The sequence below is a fragment of the Streptomyces sp. NPDC111520 genome (assembly GCF_055635295.1).
In genome coordinates, this window is record NZ_JBVKBW010000002.1 from 83725 (window position 1) to 101249 (window position 17525).

14 protein-coding genes are annotated in these 17525 nt (G+C 75.1%); 5 read left to right on the plus strand and 9 right to left on the minus strand.

Translation table 11 applies throughout. The annotated features are described in order from the left end of the window. Positions 1 to 38: 38 nt before the first annotated feature. From ACZ7MY_RS04405 to ACZ7MY_RS04430, 6 genes are all read right to left on the minus strand, one after another. Positions 39 to 2465 (minus strand): SpoIIE family protein phosphatase, encoded by a 2427-nt coding sequence (locus ACZ7MY_RS04405; RefSeq protein WP_499599497.1) that lies wholly within the window; start codon positions 2463 to 2465, stop codon positions 39 to 41. Between the two features lie 111 nt (positions 2466 to 2576). Next, a complete protein-coding gene (locus ACZ7MY_RS04410; protein ID WP_499599498.1) occupies positions 2577 to 3104 on the minus strand; it encodes a hypothetical protein in 528 nt (175 codons plus the stop codon). Then, positions 3101 to 4570, minus strand: a complete 1470-nt coding sequence (locus ACZ7MY_RS04415; RefSeq protein WP_499599500.1) for an ATP-binding protein — start codon at positions 4568 to 4570, stop codon at positions 3101 to 3103. The genes ACZ7MY_RS04410 and ACZ7MY_RS04415 overlap by 4 nt, the downstream gene beginning before the upstream one ends. A gap of 7 nt (positions 4571 to 4577) precedes the next feature. Then, positions 4578 to 5258, minus strand: a complete 681-nt coding sequence (locus ACZ7MY_RS04420) for a response regulator (RefSeq protein WP_499599501.1) — start codon at positions 5256 to 5258, stop codon at positions 4578 to 4580. Between the two features lie 17 nt (positions 5259 to 5275). After that, positions 5276 to 6982 (minus strand): murein biosynthesis integral membrane protein MurJ, encoded by a 1707-nt coding sequence (murJ, locus tag ACZ7MY_RS04425; protein WP_499599503.1) that lies wholly within the window; start codon positions 6980 to 6982, stop codon positions 5276 to 5278. Beyond that, on the minus strand, positions 6979 to 8181 hold the full coding sequence (locus ACZ7MY_RS04430; RefSeq protein ID WP_499599505.1) for a lipid II:glycine glycyltransferase FemX: 1203 nt from the start codon (positions 8179 to 8181) through the stop codon (positions 6979 to 6981). The genes murJ and ACZ7MY_RS04430 overlap by 4 nt, the downstream gene beginning before the upstream one ends. 226 nt (positions 8182 to 8407) lie before the next feature. Here ACZ7MY_RS04430 and ACZ7MY_RS04435 point away from each other — a divergent pair, with 226 nt between their 5' ends. Together ACZ7MY_RS04435 and ACZ7MY_RS04440 are read left to right on the plus strand one after the other, a co-directional pair. Beyond that, the gene (locus tag ACZ7MY_RS04435) at positions 8408 to 9616 is read left to right on the plus strand and encodes a L,D-transpeptidase (protein ID WP_499600257.1); all 1209 of its coding nucleotides are present in this window, start codon (positions 8408 to 8410) and stop codon (positions 9614 to 9616) included. Between the two features lie 97 nt (positions 9617 to 9713). Beyond that, positions 9714 to 10643, plus strand: a complete 930-nt coding sequence (locus tag ACZ7MY_RS04440) for an SDR family NAD(P)-dependent oxidoreductase (RefSeq protein ID WP_499599507.1) — start codon at positions 9714 to 9716, stop codon at positions 10641 to 10643. 51 nt (positions 10644 to 10694) lie between these two features. On the opposite strand, the gene ACZ7MY_RS04445 is transcribed toward ACZ7MY_RS04440, so the two are convergent. After that, a complete protein-coding gene (locus ACZ7MY_RS04445) occupies positions 10695 to 11660 on the minus strand; it encodes a DUF1152 domain-containing protein (protein WP_499599509.1) in 966 nt (321 codons plus the stop codon). A 114-nt stretch (positions 11661 to 11774) separates the two neighbouring features. Between ACZ7MY_RS04445 and ACZ7MY_RS04450 the strand changes: the two genes are divergently transcribed. From ACZ7MY_RS04450 to ACZ7MY_RS04460, 3 genes are all read left to right on the plus strand, one after another. Beyond that, positions 11775 to 12632 (plus strand): alpha/beta fold hydrolase, encoded by an 858-nt coding sequence (locus ACZ7MY_RS04450; protein ID WP_499599511.1) that lies wholly within the window; start codon positions 11775 to 11777, stop codon positions 12630 to 12632. A 301-nt stretch (positions 12633 to 12933) separates the two neighbouring features. After that, complete coding sequence (locus tag ACZ7MY_RS04455) at positions 12934 to 14610, plus strand: LCP family protein (protein WP_499599513.1); 1677 nt, start codon at positions 12934 to 12936, stop codon at positions 14608 to 14610. A gap of 92 nt (positions 14611 to 14702) precedes the next feature. Further along, entirely contained in the window at positions 14703 to 15113 is a 411-nt protein-coding gene (locus ACZ7MY_RS04460) for an ester cyclase (RefSeq protein WP_499599515.1), read from the plus strand. Positions 15114 to 15135: 22 nt separating this feature from the next. On the opposite strand, the gene ACZ7MY_RS04465 is transcribed toward ACZ7MY_RS04460, so the two are convergent. Together ACZ7MY_RS04465 and ACZ7MY_RS04470 are read right to left on the minus strand one after the other, a co-directional pair. Beyond that, entirely contained in the window at positions 15136 to 16716 is a 1581-nt protein-coding gene (locus ACZ7MY_RS04465; RefSeq protein WP_499600258.1) for a sensor histidine kinase, read from the minus strand. Between the two features lie 35 nt (positions 16717 to 16751). Beyond that, positions 16752 to 17414: a response regulator transcription factor gene (locus ACZ7MY_RS04470; protein WP_499599517.1), complete on the minus strand. Its 663-nt coding sequence runs from the start codon at positions 17412 to 17414 to the stop codon at positions 16752 to 16754. Positions 17415 to 17525 lie beyond the last annotated feature (111 nt).

The window sequence follows — 17525 nt, forward strand, 5'->3', positions numbered from 1 at the left end:
GCTGTCCCCCGTCCGCCGGGCCCGGGCGGCGTCCGTACTCAGGGCACGGCCAGGACGACCTCCGCCCAGATCGTCTTGCCCTCCTGGGTGTGACGCGTCCCCCAGCGCTCGGTGACCTGCGCCACCAGCAGCAGTCCGCGGCCGCCCTCGTCGAAGACCCGGGCCCGGCGCAGGTGGGGTGCGGTGCCGCTGCCGTCGGAGACCTCGACGATGAGGGTGCAGTTGTGGATGACGCGCAGCCCTATGGGCGGGGTTCCGTAGCGGATGGCGTTCGTGACGAGTTCGCTGACCACCAGCTCGGCGGTGTACGTGAGGTCCTCCAGCCCCCATTCGGCCAGCCGGCGGGCGACCTCGGCGCGGACACCGGCCACCGCCGCGGGCTCGGCGGGCACCTCCCAGGTGACGACCTGGGACGCGTCCAGCACCTTGGTGCGGGCGACGACCAGGGCGACGTCGTCGTCCGGGGGGTCGGGGACGAGGCCCACCAGGCGCTCGCAGACGGACTCCAGGGCGTGGTCGGGCCGGGTGAGCGCCCGGCGCAGGCCCGCCATGCCGGTGTCGACGTCCCGGTCGTCGGTGGCGATGAGGCCGTTGGTGTAGAGCACCAGGAGGCTGTCCGGGTCGAGTGCGCACTCGATGGTCTCGAAGGGGAGCCCGCCCAGCCCGAGCGGCGGTCCGGGCGGCAGGTCGAGGAACTGCGCGCTGCCGTCCGGCGCCGTCAGCACCGGTGGGGGATGGCCCGCGCTGGCGGCGGTGCACAGCCGGGAGACCGGGTCGTAGACCAGGTAGAGGCAGGTCGCGACGAGGTCGGTGACGACGTTCTCGCCGTCGTCCTCGTCGACCTCCTCCCCGGCGAGGTGCACGACCAGGTCGTCGAGGTGGACGAGCAGTTCGTCGGGCGGCAGGTCGACGTCGGCGAGGGTGCGCACGGCCGTCCGCAGCCGCCCCATGGTGGCGGAGGCGCGCAGCCCGTGGCCGACGACGTCCCCGGCGACGAGCGCGACCCGCGCCCCGGACAGCGGGATCACGTCGAACCAGTCACCGCCCACGCCGGCGCCGCTGCCCGCCGGCAGGTAGCGCGAGGCCACCTCCACCGCGTCCTGCCGGCCGAGCCGCTGCGGCAGCAGGCTGCGCTGGAGGGCCAGGGCGGTGGCGCGTTCGCGGGTGTAGCGGCGGGCGTTGTCGACGGCGACCGCGGCCCGGGTGCCGATCTCCTCGGCGACCAGCAGGTCGTCCTCGTCGAAGGGGTCGGGTCTGCGGTGCCGGGCCAGCACGGCGACGCCGAGGGTGATGCCGCGGGCCCGCAGCGGGATGACCATCACCGAGTGGATGCCGTGCAGGCGCAGCATGGCGGCCCGTCCGGCGTCGCCCGCCGCCCAGCCGTCGATGGCCTGGTCGACGGTGCCGTGCAGCGAGGCGCGGCCGGTGCGGAGGGAGCGGGCGGGCGGGGAGTCGTCCGGGTACTGGTCCAACTCCCCGGTCGCGGTCACCGACTCGGGCAGGCCGGGCAGGACGGACTGCTGGGCGGCGCGGCGGAGGGCGACCCCTGGTTCGCCGGGCTTGGGCTCCACCCCGCGGAACAGCGGGTCGAGCAGGTCGACGGTGGCGAAGTCGGCGAGGTTGCCCACCACGACGTCGGCCATCTCCTGCGCGGTGCGGGTCACGTCCAGCGTGCTGCCGATCCGGGTGCTGACCTCGTTGAGCAGGGCGAGCCGTTCCCGTGCCAGGTACTGCTCGGTGGTGTCGACGGCGGTGAGCTGGACGCGGGGGGTGCTGCGCTGCGGGTCGGTGAGCGGGGAGAGCGTGATCGTCCAGGTGCGCGGTGCGGGCGCCCCCCGTGACCGGATGCGCAGGTGCAGGTCGTGGGACTCGCCGCTGGCCAGGACGTGCCGGACGCCCTCCTCGACGGCCTCGCCGGCGCTGCCGGCCAGGTACTCCGAGGGGAGCCTGCCGCGCATCTGCTCCTCCGTGCGTCCGGCCTCGCGTTGCATGCCCCTGCTGGTGCGCAGGGTCCGCAGCTCGTTGTCGAAGATCGCCATGGGCAGGATGGACTGGTCGAAGGCCTCCTCGACCACGCTGTCCACCGCTCCCCAGCGCCGCCGGTCCACCGGGGAGACCACGACGAGCCGCTGCGGCCGGCCGTAGCCGTCCAGCGACGGGTAGACGCGCACGGACACGTCCAGGTGGCGCCCGTCCCGTCGGCGCAGCACCGACCTGCCGCCCCAGCCGAAGGGCATCGCCAGGAACCACTCGGTGGAGCGGGCGGCGTCCGAGCCGAGCAGCCGGCTGGCGGGCTGCCCCACGACCTCGTCGTGCCCGTAGCCGAGCAGCCGCTCGGCCTCGCTGCTCCAGCCCGTGACGACCCCGTGGGCGTCGATGACGGCCGTGGCCGGAACGGCCGGATCGGGCCGGGGAGGGAGGCCGCCGTCGAAGTCGTCGTCGAGGCTGGAATCTCGCATCGCCATCCGTCGCCGTTGTCGCCCGTCCTCTTCCGGCCCCCTCCAGGACGCGGCTGCCTGCGCCCTCCTCCACTTCTACCGCTCCTGGCCCGTGGCCGCAGGTCGGGCCGTCCGCGGTCAGCGCGAGGCCGCGCCGGGCAGGGCGCCGCCGCAGTTCCCGGCGGGGAGGGCGACGTCGGTGCCGGCCAGGACGACCACGCGGTCGTCCTCGTGGCCGTCGGCGTAGGCGGCGGTGCAGACCACCTGGCGCCTGGCGTTCTCGGCCAGGTCCCGCACGGGGAACGGCAGCGAGACCCGGACGGTGCCCCCGGAGGAGGTGACGTCCACCGGACCGGTGGTGGCGGGCAGCCCGGTGCCGAGTCCCGCCGCGCTCTCCTGGGGCTCCGGCCCGTCCAGCAGCACGGTGACGACCTTCGCGGTCGCCACCGGTGTGCCCGGTGCGGCGTCGCCCGTCCCGCGCAGGACGGGGGTGAGCCGGCCCTCGGGGGAGAGGAAGAAGAGCGTCAGCCGGTCCGGCGGCCCGGGGAAGACGTCGACGGTGGCGGGCCCGCCCGCCTCGACGACCCCGGACCCCTGGACCCCGCAGCCGGCCAGCAGGGCCGCCGCCGCCACGCAGAGGGCGGCCGGGAGGCGGCGGCGCCTCACGGCGCCGTCTCCCCGGCCGGGCCGGGAGCGGCCAGCGGTATCCGTACGGTGAGGACGGCACCGCCGTGCGGGCCGTTGGCGGCGCGGACGGTGCCGCCGTGCAGGCGGACGTTCTCCAGGGTGATGGCCAGGCCCAGGCCGCTGCCCGCGGAGCGGGTGCGGGCCGCGTCGGCCTTGTAGAAGCGGTCGAAGATGTGCGGCAGGACGTCCGGTGCGATACCGGGGCCGCTGTCGGCGACCTCGACGGCGAACCGCTCCGGCCCGTCGCCGGACGGTTCGGTGCGCAGCCGCACGTGGACGGGGGCGGCGCCGTGGCGCAGCGCGTTCCCGACGAGGTTGGCGACCACGACGTCGAAGCGCCGCGGGTCGAGGCGGGCCCGGATGCCCGGGGGCAGTTCGGTGGCGACCTGATCGGGGTCGGTCCAGTGCCGGGTCGCCAGGGTCTTGCGGATGGTCTCGGCGACGTCGACCTCGTCGGCGTTGAGCTCGGCGGCCCGCGCGTCGAAGCGGGAGATCTCGATCAGGTCCTCGACCAGGACGGCCAGCTTGCCGGTCTCGGCGCTGATGAGGCGGACGGCGGCCGCGGTGTCCGGGGCGAGCCGCCCGGCGTCCTCGTCGAGGACCTCGGTGACCGCGAGCATCCCGGCCAGCGGGGTGCGCAGTTCGTGCGAGACGTCGGAGGCGAAGCGGCGGGCCCGGGCCTCGGCGCGGCGCAACTCGTCCACCGACCTCTCCAGCTCCAGTGCGGATTCGTTGAAGGTGTGCGCGAGGTCCGCGAGTTCGTCGCTGCCCTTCACCTGGATGCGGGTGTCGAGTTCGCCGCGGCCCATGCGCTGCGCCGCCGTGCGCAGTTCACGGACCGGGCGGAGCACGCTGCCGGCGGCGAGCAGGGCGGGGACCAGGGCGACGGCCAGCGCGGGCAGGGCTCCGTCGCGGGCGGCGGCGAGCAGTGCCCGGACGCCGTCGTCCTCCGTGGCCAGCGGCATCACGGCGTAGAGCACGAGGCCGGTGGGGCGGGCGGACAGCCCGGTCTTGAAGACGGTCGGCACGCCCACGGTCAGCCAGGGGGCGCCGTCCTTCTCGACCCGCTGGAAGACGCCCCGGGGACGTTCCGCCGCGGCGCGGCGCAGTTCGGGCGTGATGACCGTGGAGACGGGACTGGTGCCGGAGGAGACCCGGATCGAGCCGTACTCGGCGAACACCACCCAGGTGCGCGGCTTGCCCTTGCGGGCGATGTCGCGCAGCACCTCCTGGAGGGCCGTGGTGTCCATCGGGAGCGTGGTGCCGACGGTGGCCACCTGCTCGCGGAAGGAGGCGACGGCGGTGTCCTGGGCCTGTTCGAGGACGGCGTTGCGCGCCTCGCGGTAGGTGAGGGTCGCGGTGGTGCCCGCGCTGACCGCCGCGACGAGCAGGAACGCCAGCACCAGCCGGGTGCGCAGCCCGATCCGGGCCCTGCGGAGGATCACCGGCGGCTCACAGCGGTCCGAAGCGGTAGCCGAAGCCGCGCAGCGTCTGTATGTAGCGGGGGCTGCCGGGGACGTCCTCGATCTTGTTGCGCAGCCGCCGGACGCAGGCGTCGACCAGCCGGGCGTCCGCGTGGTAGCTGTGCTCCCACACGTGCTCCAGCAACTGCTGGCGGCTGAAGACCTGTTCGGGCGCCGCGGACAGGAACAGCAGCAGCTTCAGTTCGGAGGGCGCGAGTGCCAGCCGCCGCCCGGACTTGGCGACGCCGAGCCCGGCGCGGTCGACGGCGAGGTCGCCGTGCTGCTCGACGGCCGAGCGGCCCGCGGGTTCCTCGATGCGCCGCAGTACGGCCCGGATACGGGCCTCGATCACCTCGGTGCGGGCGGGTTTGACGATGTAGTCGTCGGCCCCGGCCTCCAGCCCGACGACGACGTCGAAGTCGTCGCCGCGGGCGGTGAGCATGATGATCGGCAGTTGGCTCGTCTCGCGCACCTGGCGGCAGACCTGGACGCCGTTCATGCCGGGCAGCATCAGGTCCAGCAGCAGCAGATCGGGCCGGAACTCGGCGACGGCGGTGAGCCCGGCCTCTCCGGTGGCGGCCGTCCGTACCTCGTGACCGCGGCGGCGCAGGCCCAGTTCGACACCTTCGCGCACGGAAGGGTCGTCTTCGATCAGCAGGACGCGTGGCATGAGCGGAGTATCGCAAGTCATCGTGCACCGCGCCGCAGTTTGCCGAGCAGTGCCCGCCGGGCCGCCTCGACCTCGGTCAGCCGCAGCGGGCGGGCCGCGGCCGCGAAGACCAGCACGACGGCGGCGGCCCCGGCCGTCGCGGCGGCGAGCGGCCCGAGCGGCGCGGTGAGGTCCGCCGCGACCCGGCCCAACGCGGCGGCGGGCACCGCGACGAGCAGCAGACGGGCCAGCGCCCCCGCGGTCGGCGAACGCCACGGCCCGCGGCCGCCGTCCGGCGCCGCCAGCCTGCGGTCCAGCACGTGCGCGGTGACCGCCCAGCCCGCGAAGAGCGCCACCGAGTACCCCGCGGCCATGCCCGTGACCGCCCAGCGCGCGGGCAGCAGCAGGTAGGCGGCGACGGACAGGCCCGCGTTGAGCCCGGAGATCACCAGGTTCAGCAGGAACGGGGTGCGGGTGTCGCCGAGCGCGTAGAAGGTGCGCGACAGCACGTACTGCCCGGAGAAGGCGACGAGGCCCGGGGCGAAGGCCACCAGCGCGCTCGCCATGACCGCGACGTCGGCGGCGTCCGTCCTGCCGTGCTCGAAGACCAGCGCCATCGCCGGCCCGGCGAGCGCCAGCAGCGCGCACGCGGCGGGCACCACCAGCGCGGAGCTGCTGCGCAGCGCGTACGAGACGTCGCGGCGCACCCGCGCGGGGTCGCCGTCGGCCGCTGCCGCGCTCATCCGCGGCAGCAGGGCGGTGACCAGCGAGACCGTCACGATGCCGTGCGGCACGGCCCACAGCAGGTAGGCGTTGTTGTACGCGGTGAACCCGGCGCCGCCGTCGATGCCCAGCGCCGCGGCGCGCTGCCCGGCGGAGGTGGCGAGCCGGGTCACCACCCAGTAGGCGACCTGGTTGGTGAGGACGAGCAGCACCAGCCACCCGGCGGAGCGCAGCGGCCGGGCCAGTCCGCTGCCCCGCCAGTCGAACCGCGGCCGCCAGCGGAAGCGCGCCGCCCGCAGCGACGGCACCAGCGCCAGCGCCTGCACCGCGATGCCGGCCGTGGTGCCCCAGCCGAGCAGCGCGGTCTCGCCCGGGGTCAGCCCGCCGCCGGTGCCGGCCGTCACCAGGTAGAGGCCGAAGACGGCGATGACGACCAGGTTGTTGAGGACCGGCGTCCACATCATCGCGCCGAACCGGCCGCGCGCGTTGAGCACCTGGCCGAGCAGCGTGAACAGCCCGAGGAAGAGGATCTGCGGCAGGCAGGCGCGCGCGAAGGCCACCGTCGTCGCCGCCTGCGCCCCGGTGTAGCCGGTGTACGCGGCCACGATCGCGGGCGCGGCGAGCACGGCCGCCGTCGTCATCAGCAGCAGCGCGGCGGTGCACACGGTCAGCAGCCGGTCGGTGTAGGCGGCGCCGCCGTCCGCGTGCTCCTTGGCGGCCCTGACCAGTTCGGGCACGAACACCGCGTTGAGGGCGCCGCCCAGCAGCAGCATGTAGACGATCGTGGGCACCGAGTTGCCGACCGAGTAGCCGTCGGCGGCCAGGCCGACGCCGAGCGCCGCGGCGACGGTCGCGGACCGTACGAAGCCGGTCGCGCGGGAGACGACGGAACCCGCCGCCATGAGGGCGCCGCTGCGCAGCACCGAGGCGCCGGCCGTCCTGTCCGCCGCCGCATCGGCCGCCGCATCGGCCGTGGCGTCCGCCGTCGCGTCGGCCGGTCGGGCCGCCGAGGGGGCGCTCACCGGCGCGCCATGTAGGCCTGGAACGCCCGGTAGAGCGTGTGGTTGGCGGTGCCGTCCAAGGCCGTCTCCCATTCCCCCAGGGTCTCGACGACCCGACCGCCCGTGCCGAGCTTCCAGCGGGTGAGCCCGAACGCCCGGTCCTCCGGGTCGAGTGTGGAGGGTACCCCGCGCATGTCGTACTCCAGTGCGCCCTGTTCGCGGGCGTCCGTGAGCATGCGCCACTGCAGGGCGTTGGAGGGACGGACGTCACGGCGGTGGTCCGCCGAGGCCCCCGTCTGGTACCAGACCCTCCGGCCCACGGTGATCATGGTGTGGGCCGCGAGCACCTCGCCCTCGTGGCGGGCGAGGTAGAGCTTCATCCGGCCCGGCTGCTCGGCGTTGAGGGCCGCGTACTGGCGCTGGTAGTACTCCAGCGAGCGTCCCAGCCGGAAGCCGTCGCGTTCCTCGGTGACGCGCAGCAGCCGGAAGAACTCGGGAAGGTCGGCGGCCCCGCCCACGTCCACCTCGACGCCCGACCGCTGCGCCCGCCGTATGTTGCGGCGCCACTCCTGGTTGAGTCCCGCCCACAGGTCGTCGGCGCTGCGGCCGGCCAGCGGGACCCGGAAGACGTGGCGGGGCTGGGCGTCCGCGTCCCCGCCGCCGTCCGGACCGTCGCCGTCCCCGCCGCAGCGCCGCCAGCCGCGGGCCCGCAGCCGCTCGGCCACGACCGTGCCGAGCGGGTCGACCTCGCAGGTCAGCACGTCGGACAGGCGCCGCCCGAGCCCGGTCGCGGACTTCAGGACCGCGGCGTCCCAGCGGCGGTGGGCGGGCGAGGGGCCGATGCGCACGGCGAAGGCGCCGAGTGTGCGCAGGTGGCGCAGGAGCGGCGACAGCCAGGCGTCGATGTCCGGGTCGGCCCAGTCGGCGACCGGCCCCTCGGGCAGGTAGGCGAAGGACTTCCGCGTACCGGGGAACTGCCGCAGCAGCACCAGGGCGACCCCGTGCAACTCACCGGGCCCCGCGCCGTCCGCGGGTCCCCAGCCGACCAGCCGGGCCCGCCAACCCGGCTTCACCTGCGCCCACGACGGGCACTGGAGGAAACCCGGGCCGAGCGCCGAGCCGGTCCGGGACGCCAGGAACGCGCGGTACGTCTCCGCGCTGACCGGCCCGAGCCGGGCCTGCCGGGGGCCCGGGCCCGCCGTCACGAGCAGTGCCGACACTGTGCCTCCCTGGAGTGTGGTCGGTGGGTACACAGGAAGGCTCACAGCCCTTCATGACCGCCCCGAGCGGCCAATGTGACCGGACCATGACCGTTCCGTCCCAGCTGCCGTCATACCGCTCCCAAGCCCTCCACCTGGGCTTCCGGCGGCCTAGAGTCCCCGGGGTCCGGCCGGTTCCGGCCGCTCTCCCCGTCCTTCACGGAGGTCTCCGTTGTCCAGGAAACGTGTGGGCCCCATAGGCCGGCCACGCCCGCGCACCGCCGCTGTGACGGCCGCCGCGCTGTCGGCCGCGCTGTCCGCCGTGCTCACCGGCTGCTCGGGCGGCGCCCCGGCGGCGACGCACGCGGCCGGCGACGCGGAACAGCGCAAGGAGCGGCCCGCGACCGTCACCGTCACCCCGCACGGCGGGCGGGTCCAGGCCGGCGAGCCGGTACGGGTCACCGCCCGGGGCGGCACCCTCACGACGGTCACCGTCGCCGGGCCGCACGGCAGGGGGCTGACCGGCACCCTGTCCGCGGACCGCCGCACCTGGACCTCGGAGCGCAACGTCGTGCCCGGCGCCTCGTACACCGTGCGGGCCGGCACCCGCACCCCCGGCGGTACGACCGGCACGAGCGAGTCCAGCTTCAGCACGGCCGCCGCCGGCAAGGTCAACAAGGTGGACTGGCGGCCCGGCGACGCCACCACGGTCGGCGTCGCCCAGCCGATATCCCTGGTCTTCGACAACCCCGTGACCGACAAGGCCGCCGTGGAGCGGCAGCTCGAGGTGAAGACCTCGAACGGCACCGAGGGCTCCTGGGGCTGGCTGACCGACTACTCCGGCCGGGACCGGGTCGACTGGCGGCCCAGGGAGTACTGGCGGCCGGGCACCGAGGTCACCCTGGACGCCCACCTGGACGGCACCGACTCCGGCCGGGGCGGCTGGTTCGTCCGCGACTACCGGGCCTCCTTCACGGTCGGCGCCCGGCAGGTCGTCAAGGTCGACCTCGACCGCAAGCGGCTCACCCTGCAGCGCGACGGCCGGACGGTGCGCACCCTCCCGGTCTCCGGCGGCACCCCCGGCCCGGACACCGGCTCGTGGCGCGGCACGGCGGTGGTGCTGGCCAAGGAGGGCACGGTCCGGATGAGATCCGAGACCGTCGGCCTCGGCGACGCCTACGACGAGACCGTCCACGACTCGATCCGGCTGACCTGGTCCGGGATGTACGCGCACGCCGCGCCCTGGAACGCCGCGTTCTTCGGCCGCGCCAACCGCAGCCACGGCTGCGTCGGGATGAGCGACGCCGACGCGGACTGGCTGTACTCGCGGGTCCGCGTCGGCGACCCCTTCGAGATCACGGGGTCCGAGGCCAAGGGCACGGTCGCGCCGAACAACGGCTTCGGCGACTGGAACGTGGACTGGGACGGGTGGCGGGAGAAGAGCGCGCTGCGCTGACCCCGCGCCGCCCCCGTCCGGTGGTGGTTGTCTGGAAGGGGCGGCACCACCGCCGGCAGGGGCGGTGCCGCCGCACCGCCGAGAGGAAGGCAGCGCCATGAGCGGCTCCGGCGACTTCACCGCACAGTCCACCGCCGCCGAGGTCGTCGGCGGCATCGACCTCACCGGGCGCCGTGCCGTCGTCACCGGCGCGGCCTCCGGCATCGGCCTGGAGACCGCCCGTGCCCTGGCCGGGGCCGGCGCCGAGGTCACCCTCGCGGTACGGGACACCGCGGCCGGCGAACGGGCCGCCGCCGGCCTCGCGGCCGGCGGCGGGCGGGTCCTGGTCGCCCCGCTCGACCTCGCGGACCAGCGCTCGGTGGCGGCCTTCACCGCCGCCTGGGACGGCCCCCTGGACGTCCTCGTCAACAACGCCGGGGTGATGATGACGCCCGAGACGCGCACGCCCGAGGGCTGGGAGCTGCAGTTCGCGACCAACCACCTCGGGCACTTCGCGCTCGCCACCCGCCTGCACGCGGCCCTCGCCGCCGCGGGCCGCGCCCGGGTGGTCTCCCTCAGCTCGGTCGCCCACCTGCGCAGCCCGGTGCACTTCGACGACGTCCACTTCCGCGACCGGCCGTACGACGCGGGCCTGGCGTACGCCCAGTCCAAGACCGCCAACGTCCTGTTCGCGGTGGAGGCGAGCCGGCGCTGGGCCGCCGACGGCGTGACCGTCAACGCGGTCCACCCCGGGGCGGTCCTGGGCACCGACCTCTCCCGGCACCTCACCCGCGAGACCCTGGACGCCGCCGCGTCCGGCGGACACACCTTCAAGACCCCGCAGCAGGGCGCCGCCACGGTCGTGTACGTGGCCACCGCGCCCGGGCTCGAGTGCGTCGCGGGCCGCTACTTCGAGGACTGCGCCGAGGCCCACCGCCACATCCCCGGGAGCTCCGGCGGCGTAGCCGACCACGCCCTCGACCCGGACGCGGCGGCACTGCTGTGGCAGGTGTCGCTGGACGCCCTCGCGACGGGTGTGCGCGGCTGACGGCCACTGGGGCTGCGGGCCAGGAGGACCAGGCGGGGCCGGTGGCGGCGGTCAGTGCGGGAAGGTCCGCGGCGGCCGCTGGCGCGGCAGTTCGTCGCGGAACTCCTCGACGATCGAGCTGATCTGCCGGGTGAGCTGGGTCCGTTCCAGCCGGTCGAGGTAGAGGTTGCGGGCGGCCAGGCCCACCGCGTCCACGCAGAAGTAGAGCGCCATCAGCGGGTTCACGAACAGTTCGCTGTGCTTGGTGCGTTCCGTGAAGCGCACGTTCCCGAAGTCCCCGCGGACCGCGGCCGCGACCGAGCCGTGCACGATGCTCGGGTGGTCCGGGGTCGCCTCCTGGGCGTGCGCGACCGCGTCCAGGTAGAGCCGGCCCTCGCGGCTGTCGCGTGGCAGCGAGAACGCCCCGAGGTACGCCCCGTCGCGCTCCAGGGCGGCCAGGTTCTCCAGCACCAGGGAGTGGTTGACACCGTGGTACGCGTCGACGCCGAAGCCGAGGCAGACCACCAGCCGCTGCGGGACGTCGGTGAGTCCGCCCACCGCGGCGAGGCTGGCCATGTCCTCCTCCGGGGTGCCGAGTCCGCTCTCGTCGCCGCGCATGAGGATGTCGGTGCCGCCGTCCACCAGCACGATCGCGTCGACCCCGCCGAGGTGGCCGATCAGCGCCCGGTAGGCGTCCCTCAGGGGTGCGACGCCGGCGCGGGACAGCGCGTACACGGTCGAGGGCAGGCCCTGCGACTCCAGCCAGCGGGCGAGGGTGCGCTCCGGGAAGTAGTCGCCGCGGGCGGCCGTCGAGGGTCGCACGGCGGCGACGTCGTGGTCCAGCCACACGTCGAGGTCCAGGCCGTACAGGTCGGCGAAGGAGAGGTTGGCGAGGTGCACCTCCTTGCCCGCCTGGCGCAGCGCCAGCGCGATCGGCAGGCCTGCGTAGACGTCGAAGCCGCCGCCGGCCCCGGCGACGAGGATCCGCCGCGCGTCGCGCAGGCGGGTGAACAGGGCGGGTTCGAGGAGGGAGAACACCGGGGGACGGTAACAGCGGGCGGCGGCCGGCGGCAGCGGATTTCCGCGCCCGCGCCGGTCGTTGGCGCGCCCTCTCCCGGTGCCGTGTCGGAGCCCGCGCCTAGACTCGGCCGGATGGTGACGGAGACGGATATCGCACTCGCCGACGGGCGGACGCTGCACGTGTACGACACCGGGCCGGCCGGCCGGGAGGAGGGCGCGGAGCTGGCCGTCCTGTGGCACCACGGCACGCCCAACATCGGTACGCCCCCCGAGCCGCTGTTCGCGGCCGCCGCCGAGCGCGGCATCCGCTGGGTGGGCTACGACCGTCCCGGCTACGGCGGTTCGATGCCGCGCCCGGGCCGGGACGTCGCCTCCGCCGCCGGCGACGCGGCGGCAGTGGCCGACGCGCTGGGCATCGGCCGCTTCGCCGTCATGGGCCACTCCGGCGGCGGCCCGCACGCGCTGGCCTGCGCGGCCCTGCTTCCGGACCGTGTCCTGGCGGTGGTCTGCGGGTCCGGCCTGGCGCCGTACGGGGCGGAGGGGCTCGACTGGTTCGCCGGGATGGGGCCCGCGGGCGCGGCGGAACTGGCCGCGGCGGTCCGGGGGCGTGCGGCGCTCGAAGAGGCGCTGGCCTCGGGCGACTTCGACCCCGAACTCTTCACCCCCGCCGACCACGCGGCGCTGGCGGGCCCGTGGGCGTGGCTGGGCGGCGTGGCGGGCAAGGCGCTCGAGGGCGACCCGGGCGCGATGGTCGACGACGACCTCGCCTATGTGGCGCCGTGGGGCTTCGACCCGTCGGCGGTCGCCGCGCCCGTCCTGGTCCTGCACGGCGAGGCCGACCGTATGGTGCCCGCGGCCCACGGGGTGTGGCTGGCCCGGCGGTGCCCGGACGCGGAGCTGTGGCTGCGGCCCGGCGAGGGGCACGTCTCGGTCCTCGGCTCCGCCGTGGACGCGCTGGAGTGGCTCGCCGGACGGGCCCGGCGGGGCTGAGCGCGCGGCCGCGCCGTCCACAGGCTGTGGACGGCGCGGCGCGGGCAGCGCCTCCCGGCCGGGGGGAGTCCTCCCGCGTGCAGCGTGACGACCGCACGGCGCTGCAGTCGTACCGGAAACGCCCGTTTCCGCCCTTTCCCGCGCGGAAGTCGACCGCGTCGGGACAACCATGTGCCCTCCTCAGGTGTCTGGACGTCCGAAGATCCCCCGTGCCGGCCACGGGTGGACCCAGAGGCAGAACGTGACGACCGGGCGCCCCGCGGGGGGCGGGGCCCGGTCGTGGACGGAGGACCGTACGACCGTGGACAGGCACGACGGCAGCGACATCGACCCCGCGGACCAGTGGGTCCTCGACCCGGAGAGCGGCACCTACCGGCTGCGGCTGGACTCCGACGCCCCGCCGGCTCCCACGGTGCCCCGGCAGGGCGGGCGGCCGACGCACCGCGAGGAGCGGCGGCCCGACCCGGCTCCGGGCGGCCGCCGCCGCACCGGAGCCCCGGCACCGTCCCGCAAGGCGAAGCGGTCCACCCGGCGCAGGGTGCTGATGTGGACCGCGGGCACGCTCGGCTTCGTGCTGCTCGCGGGCAGCGCCGGTGCCTACCTCCTGTACCGGCACCTCGACGGCAACATCGCGACCGTCGACGTCGGCACGGCGGGCAGCAAGGAGGTGACCAGCAAGGACGCCGTGAACATCCTGGTCATCGGCACCGACAGCCGCGAAGGCCTCGGCGGCAAGTACGGGGACGCGGGCAGCGTCGGCCACGCCGACACCACGATCCTCTTCCACGTGGCGAAGGACCGGTCGAACGCGACCGCCATGAGCATCCCGCGCGACATGGTCACCGGCATCCCCGACTGCCCGACCAAGCAGAAGGACGGTTCCACCAAGACGATCCCCGGCACCCCCCAGGCCGATTTCGGCCCGCGCTTCAACGAGAGCCTGGGCCAGGCGGGACGCGACCCGGGCTGCACCATGCGGACCGTCACGAAGATCACGGGCATACCCGTCGACCACTTCGTCCTGGTCAACTTCGAAGCCGTGAAGACCCTGTCCACGGCGGTCGGCGGGGTGCCGGTCTGCCTCACCCACCCCATCAAGGACACCACCCCCGAGGGCGAGGGCTCCCACCTGGACCTGCCCGCGGGACCGAACAAGGTCCAGGGCGAGCAGGCCCTGGCCTTCGTCAGGACCCGCCACTCCCTGAAGAACGGCAGCGACCTGGACCGGATCGACCTGCAGAAGCAGTTCCTCGGCTCGATGATCCGCCAGATGAAGTCCGGTGACACCCTCAGCGACCCCCGGAAGCTCTTCAAACTGGCGAACGCGGCCACCAAGTCGCTCACCGTGGACACCGGCATCGGCGGCGTCGCCAAGCTCACCGACCTCGCCAAGGACCTGAGCCGGGTCGATGCCGAGCACATCACCTTCACGACGCTCCCGGTCAAGGACAACCCGGCCGAGGGGACGAAGCACGCGACGGTCGTCGTGGACGACACGAGGGCGCCCGCCCTCTTCAAGGCGATCAAGAGCGACGTCTCGCTGACCAAGGCGAAGAAGAAGCCCGCCGCGGCCGACTCCAAGCTCCGCGGGGCCAAGGCGGACCCGTCGCAGGTACGGGTGGCCGTCTACAACGGCGGCGGTCCGCAGGGCGCGGCGCGGACGACGCAGGAGTGGCTGCAGAACACCGAGGGCGTCACCCACTCCACCAACGGCGGCAACGCCCCCGGGGGCAGCCAGGACCGCACGACCCTGGAGTACGCGCCCGACCAGGCCGACCAGGCCCGGGCCCTGGCCGCGATGATGGGCCTGCCCGCCGCCGCCCTCCGCCCCGGCACGGCGGACGCCGCACCCGGCGCGGACATGACCCTCACCCTCGGCGGCGACTTCCGGGGCCCCGGGACCGCGCTCGCCGACCCGGACCGGCTCCCGGACGACATCCCGCAGTCCCGCGCCGACAAGGAGCAGTGCGTCGGCTGAGCCCCGGCGGGCCGCCGCGCCGCGCCGCGCCTACGGTGGAGGGGAGGAAGGGGCGCCCCGCGCGCCCGGGATGCGACGGCAAGGAGCGCCCCATGTCCCGCAGCGACAACCTCTCCGTCCTCGAGGGCTTCGGAACGGCGGTGAACGACGGCCGGCTCGGCGAACTCGACGCGTACGTCGCGTCCGGCTCGGTGGACCACGACCCCGGCCCCGGTCAGGGCCCCGGTCCCGAGGGGTACGAGGAGATGTTCGGCGCGATGCGGCGGGCCTTCCCCGATCTGCACGTCGAGGTCGAGCACGTCATGGCCACCGACGACGAGGTCGCCTTCGCGTACACCATCACCGGTACGCACCTCGGCGAGCTGATGGGCCACGCGCCGACGGGGCGCACCGTCAGCTACCGGGGCATGCAGATCAGCCGGTTCGAGGACGGGAAGATGGTCGAGCGCTGGGGGAGCAGCGACCAGCTCGGGATGCTGCGCCAGCTCGGCCTCACCCCCTGACCGCCCCGCGCCGGGCCGGTGTTCAGTCCCCGGCGGCCGCCGGCAGGCGGAGTGCGAAGAGGGCCCCGCCCGCCGGGGCCGTGCCGACGGTGAGGGTGCCGTCGTGGCGGTGGGCGACGTCGCGGGCGATGGCCAGGCCGAGTCCCGCGCCGCCCTCGTCGCGGCTGCGGGCGTCGTCGAGCCGGACGAAGCGCTCGAAGATCCGCTCCCGTTCGGCGGGGGGCACGCCGGCGCCGTCGTCGCCGACCGTGAGGACGACCTGCCCGTTCCGCGGGTGCGCGGTCACTGCCACGGTCACCGCGGTGCGCGCGTGGCGCTGGGCGTTGTCGACCAGGTTGCCGAGCACCCGCGCCAACTGGCCGCGCGATCCGGCGACGTCGAGCAGCTGACCGGCGCCGTCGGCCGCGCCGGCGTCGACGGTCACCGGGACCCGGTCGGCGGGCCGTCTGCGGATCTCCTCGCGGACCAGTTCGCCCAGGTCGACCCGCCGCCGCGCGGGCCGTTCCCCCGCGTCGAGCCGGGCGAGCAGCAACAGGTCGCCCGCGAGGTGCTGCAGCCGCTCGGTGTCCTTGACGGCGCCGGGGACGTCGAGCAGGTGCGGATGGGCCGTGCCGACCTCCAGTTGCGTGCGCAACGAGGCGATCGGGCTGCGCAGTTCGTGCGAGGCGTCGGCGACGAATCGGCGCTGCCGTTCGACCGCGGCCTCCAGGGCGGTCAGGGTCTCGTTGGTGGTGCGCGCCAGCAGGGCCACCTCGTCGCGGGCGGCCGGTTCGGGCACACGTCGGGAGAGGTCCTCGGACGCCGTGATGGCGGCCATCTCGCGCCGGATGCCCTCCACCGGGGCCAGCGCGCGCCGGGTGACCCGCCAGGTGGCGCCGCCGACCACCAGCAGGAGCAGCGGCAGTCCGGCCAGCATGGCCGCCGCCGCGGTGTTCAGGGCGCTCTCCCGGGCCGCAAGCGAGGCGCCCGCGTGGATGAGGACGGTCTGCCCCGCGAGGTCGGTCGCCTTGACGGTCGCGAAGCGGTAGGCGGCCGTCCGACCGTCCAGCGTGGCCCGTCCCGCGCCGTGCGCCACCGTCGCGCCGATGGCGCCGACGACCGGGTCGTCCCCGGCGCCTGGGGAGGCCGTGCCGCCGCCGTGCCGGTCGTCGTCCTCGCCGCCGTGCGTCCCGTCGTCCCGTCCGCCGCGGCCCCGGCCGCGTCCGTGGCCGCCGTCGTCCCCGCCGCCGTGGCCGTCGTCCTCCGCGGTGCGCTCCGTGGCGGAGGGGATGGGCGCGGGGGTGGGGGTCGCCGCCGCGGCGGGGAGGCGGACGGCCGTGACGGCGTCGACCCCGGTGCCGCTGATCCGTTCCAGGCCCCTGGTCACCGCGAGCGGCCGCCCGTCCTCGGCGACCACCTGCACCGGAGCGTCCTCGGGCAGGCGCAGCCGGGCGTACCGGTCCGTACCCGCCCCGCGGCTGGCGACGTCGAGGGCGATCCTGCGGGCCGTGTCGTCGGCCTGGCTCTGCGCCTGAGCGGTGAGGTTGGCGCGCAACGACAGCAGCACGGCCACGCCGGCGGCGACCAGCGCCACCGCGACCACGGCCGTGGCGCCCAGCGACATCTTGGCCTGGACGGTGCCGAGCGGCCGGGGGCGCCTCACGACGACGCCAGCCGGTAACCGGCGCCGCGCACCGTCTGGATGAGGTCCGCGCCGAGCTTGCGGCGCAACGTGCTGACGTAGACCTCGACGATGTTGGGGTCGCCGTCGTAGGCGAAGTCCCAGACGTGCTCCAGGATCCGGGACTTGCCGACCACCTGCCCGGCCCGTACCGCCAGTTGCTCCAGCACGGCGAACTCCTTGGCCGTCAGCGTCACTTCGGTGTCGTCGCGGAAGACCCGGCGGGCGGCGGTGTCCAGCACGAGGCCGCCCAGCCGCAGCACGGGCGAGGCCCCCGCGGAACCCCGGCGCCGCAGCAGCGCCTTGACCCGGGCGACGAGCACGACGTACGAGAACGGCTTGGTCAGGTAGTCGTCGGCGCCGGTGTCGAGGCCCTCGGCCTCGTCGTACTCGCCGTCCTTGGCGGTGAGCATCAGGATGGGGACCTCGTTGCCCGCGGCCCGCAGCGCGGCGCAGACGCGGTAGCCGTTCATGCCGGGCAGCATGATGTCCAGCACGACGAGGTCGTGGACGCCCTCCCCCGCCCGGTGCAGCCCCTCCAGCCCGTCGTGGACGACGTCCACGGCGAAGCCCTCGGCCGTCAGCCCCCTGGCCAGCGAGACCGCGAGCCGTCTCTCGTCCTCCACGATCAGCACGCGCACGGGCCCAGCCTCCCAAATCAACCTGAAGAGATCTTCAGCCGGTTTCAGGCTGCCTTCAGCCTGTACCGCCGACATTGGGGTCCCGGAACAGACCTGACACAGACCGGGTAC

Excerpts from the sequence above, each read along its gene's own strand:
- ACZ7MY_RS04405 (WP_499599497.1), bottom strand. The coding sequence starts at position 2,465 with ATGGCGATGCGAGATTCCAGCCTCGACGACGACTTCGACGGCGGCCTC.
- ACZ7MY_RS04420 (WP_499599501.1), bottom strand. The coding sequence starts at position 5,258 with ATGCCACGCGTCCTGCTGATCGAAGACGACCCTTCCGTGCGCGAAGGT.
- ACZ7MY_RS04465 (WP_499600258.1), bottom strand. The coding sequence starts at position 16,716 with ATGTCGCTGGGCGCCACGGCCGTGGTCGCGGTGGCGCTGGTCGCCGCC.
- ACZ7MY_RS04450 (WP_499599511.1), top strand. The coding sequence starts at position 11,775 with ATGGTGACGGAGACGGATATCGCACTCGCCGACGGGCGGACGCTGCAC.
- ACZ7MY_RS04440 (WP_499599507.1), top strand. The coding sequence starts at position 9,714 with ATGAGCGGCTCCGGCGACTTCACCGCACAGTCCACCGCCGCCGAGGTC.
- ACZ7MY_RS04460 (WP_499599515.1), top strand. The coding sequence starts at position 14,703 with ATGTCCCGCAGCGACAACCTCTCCGTCCTCGAGGGCTTCGGAACGGCG.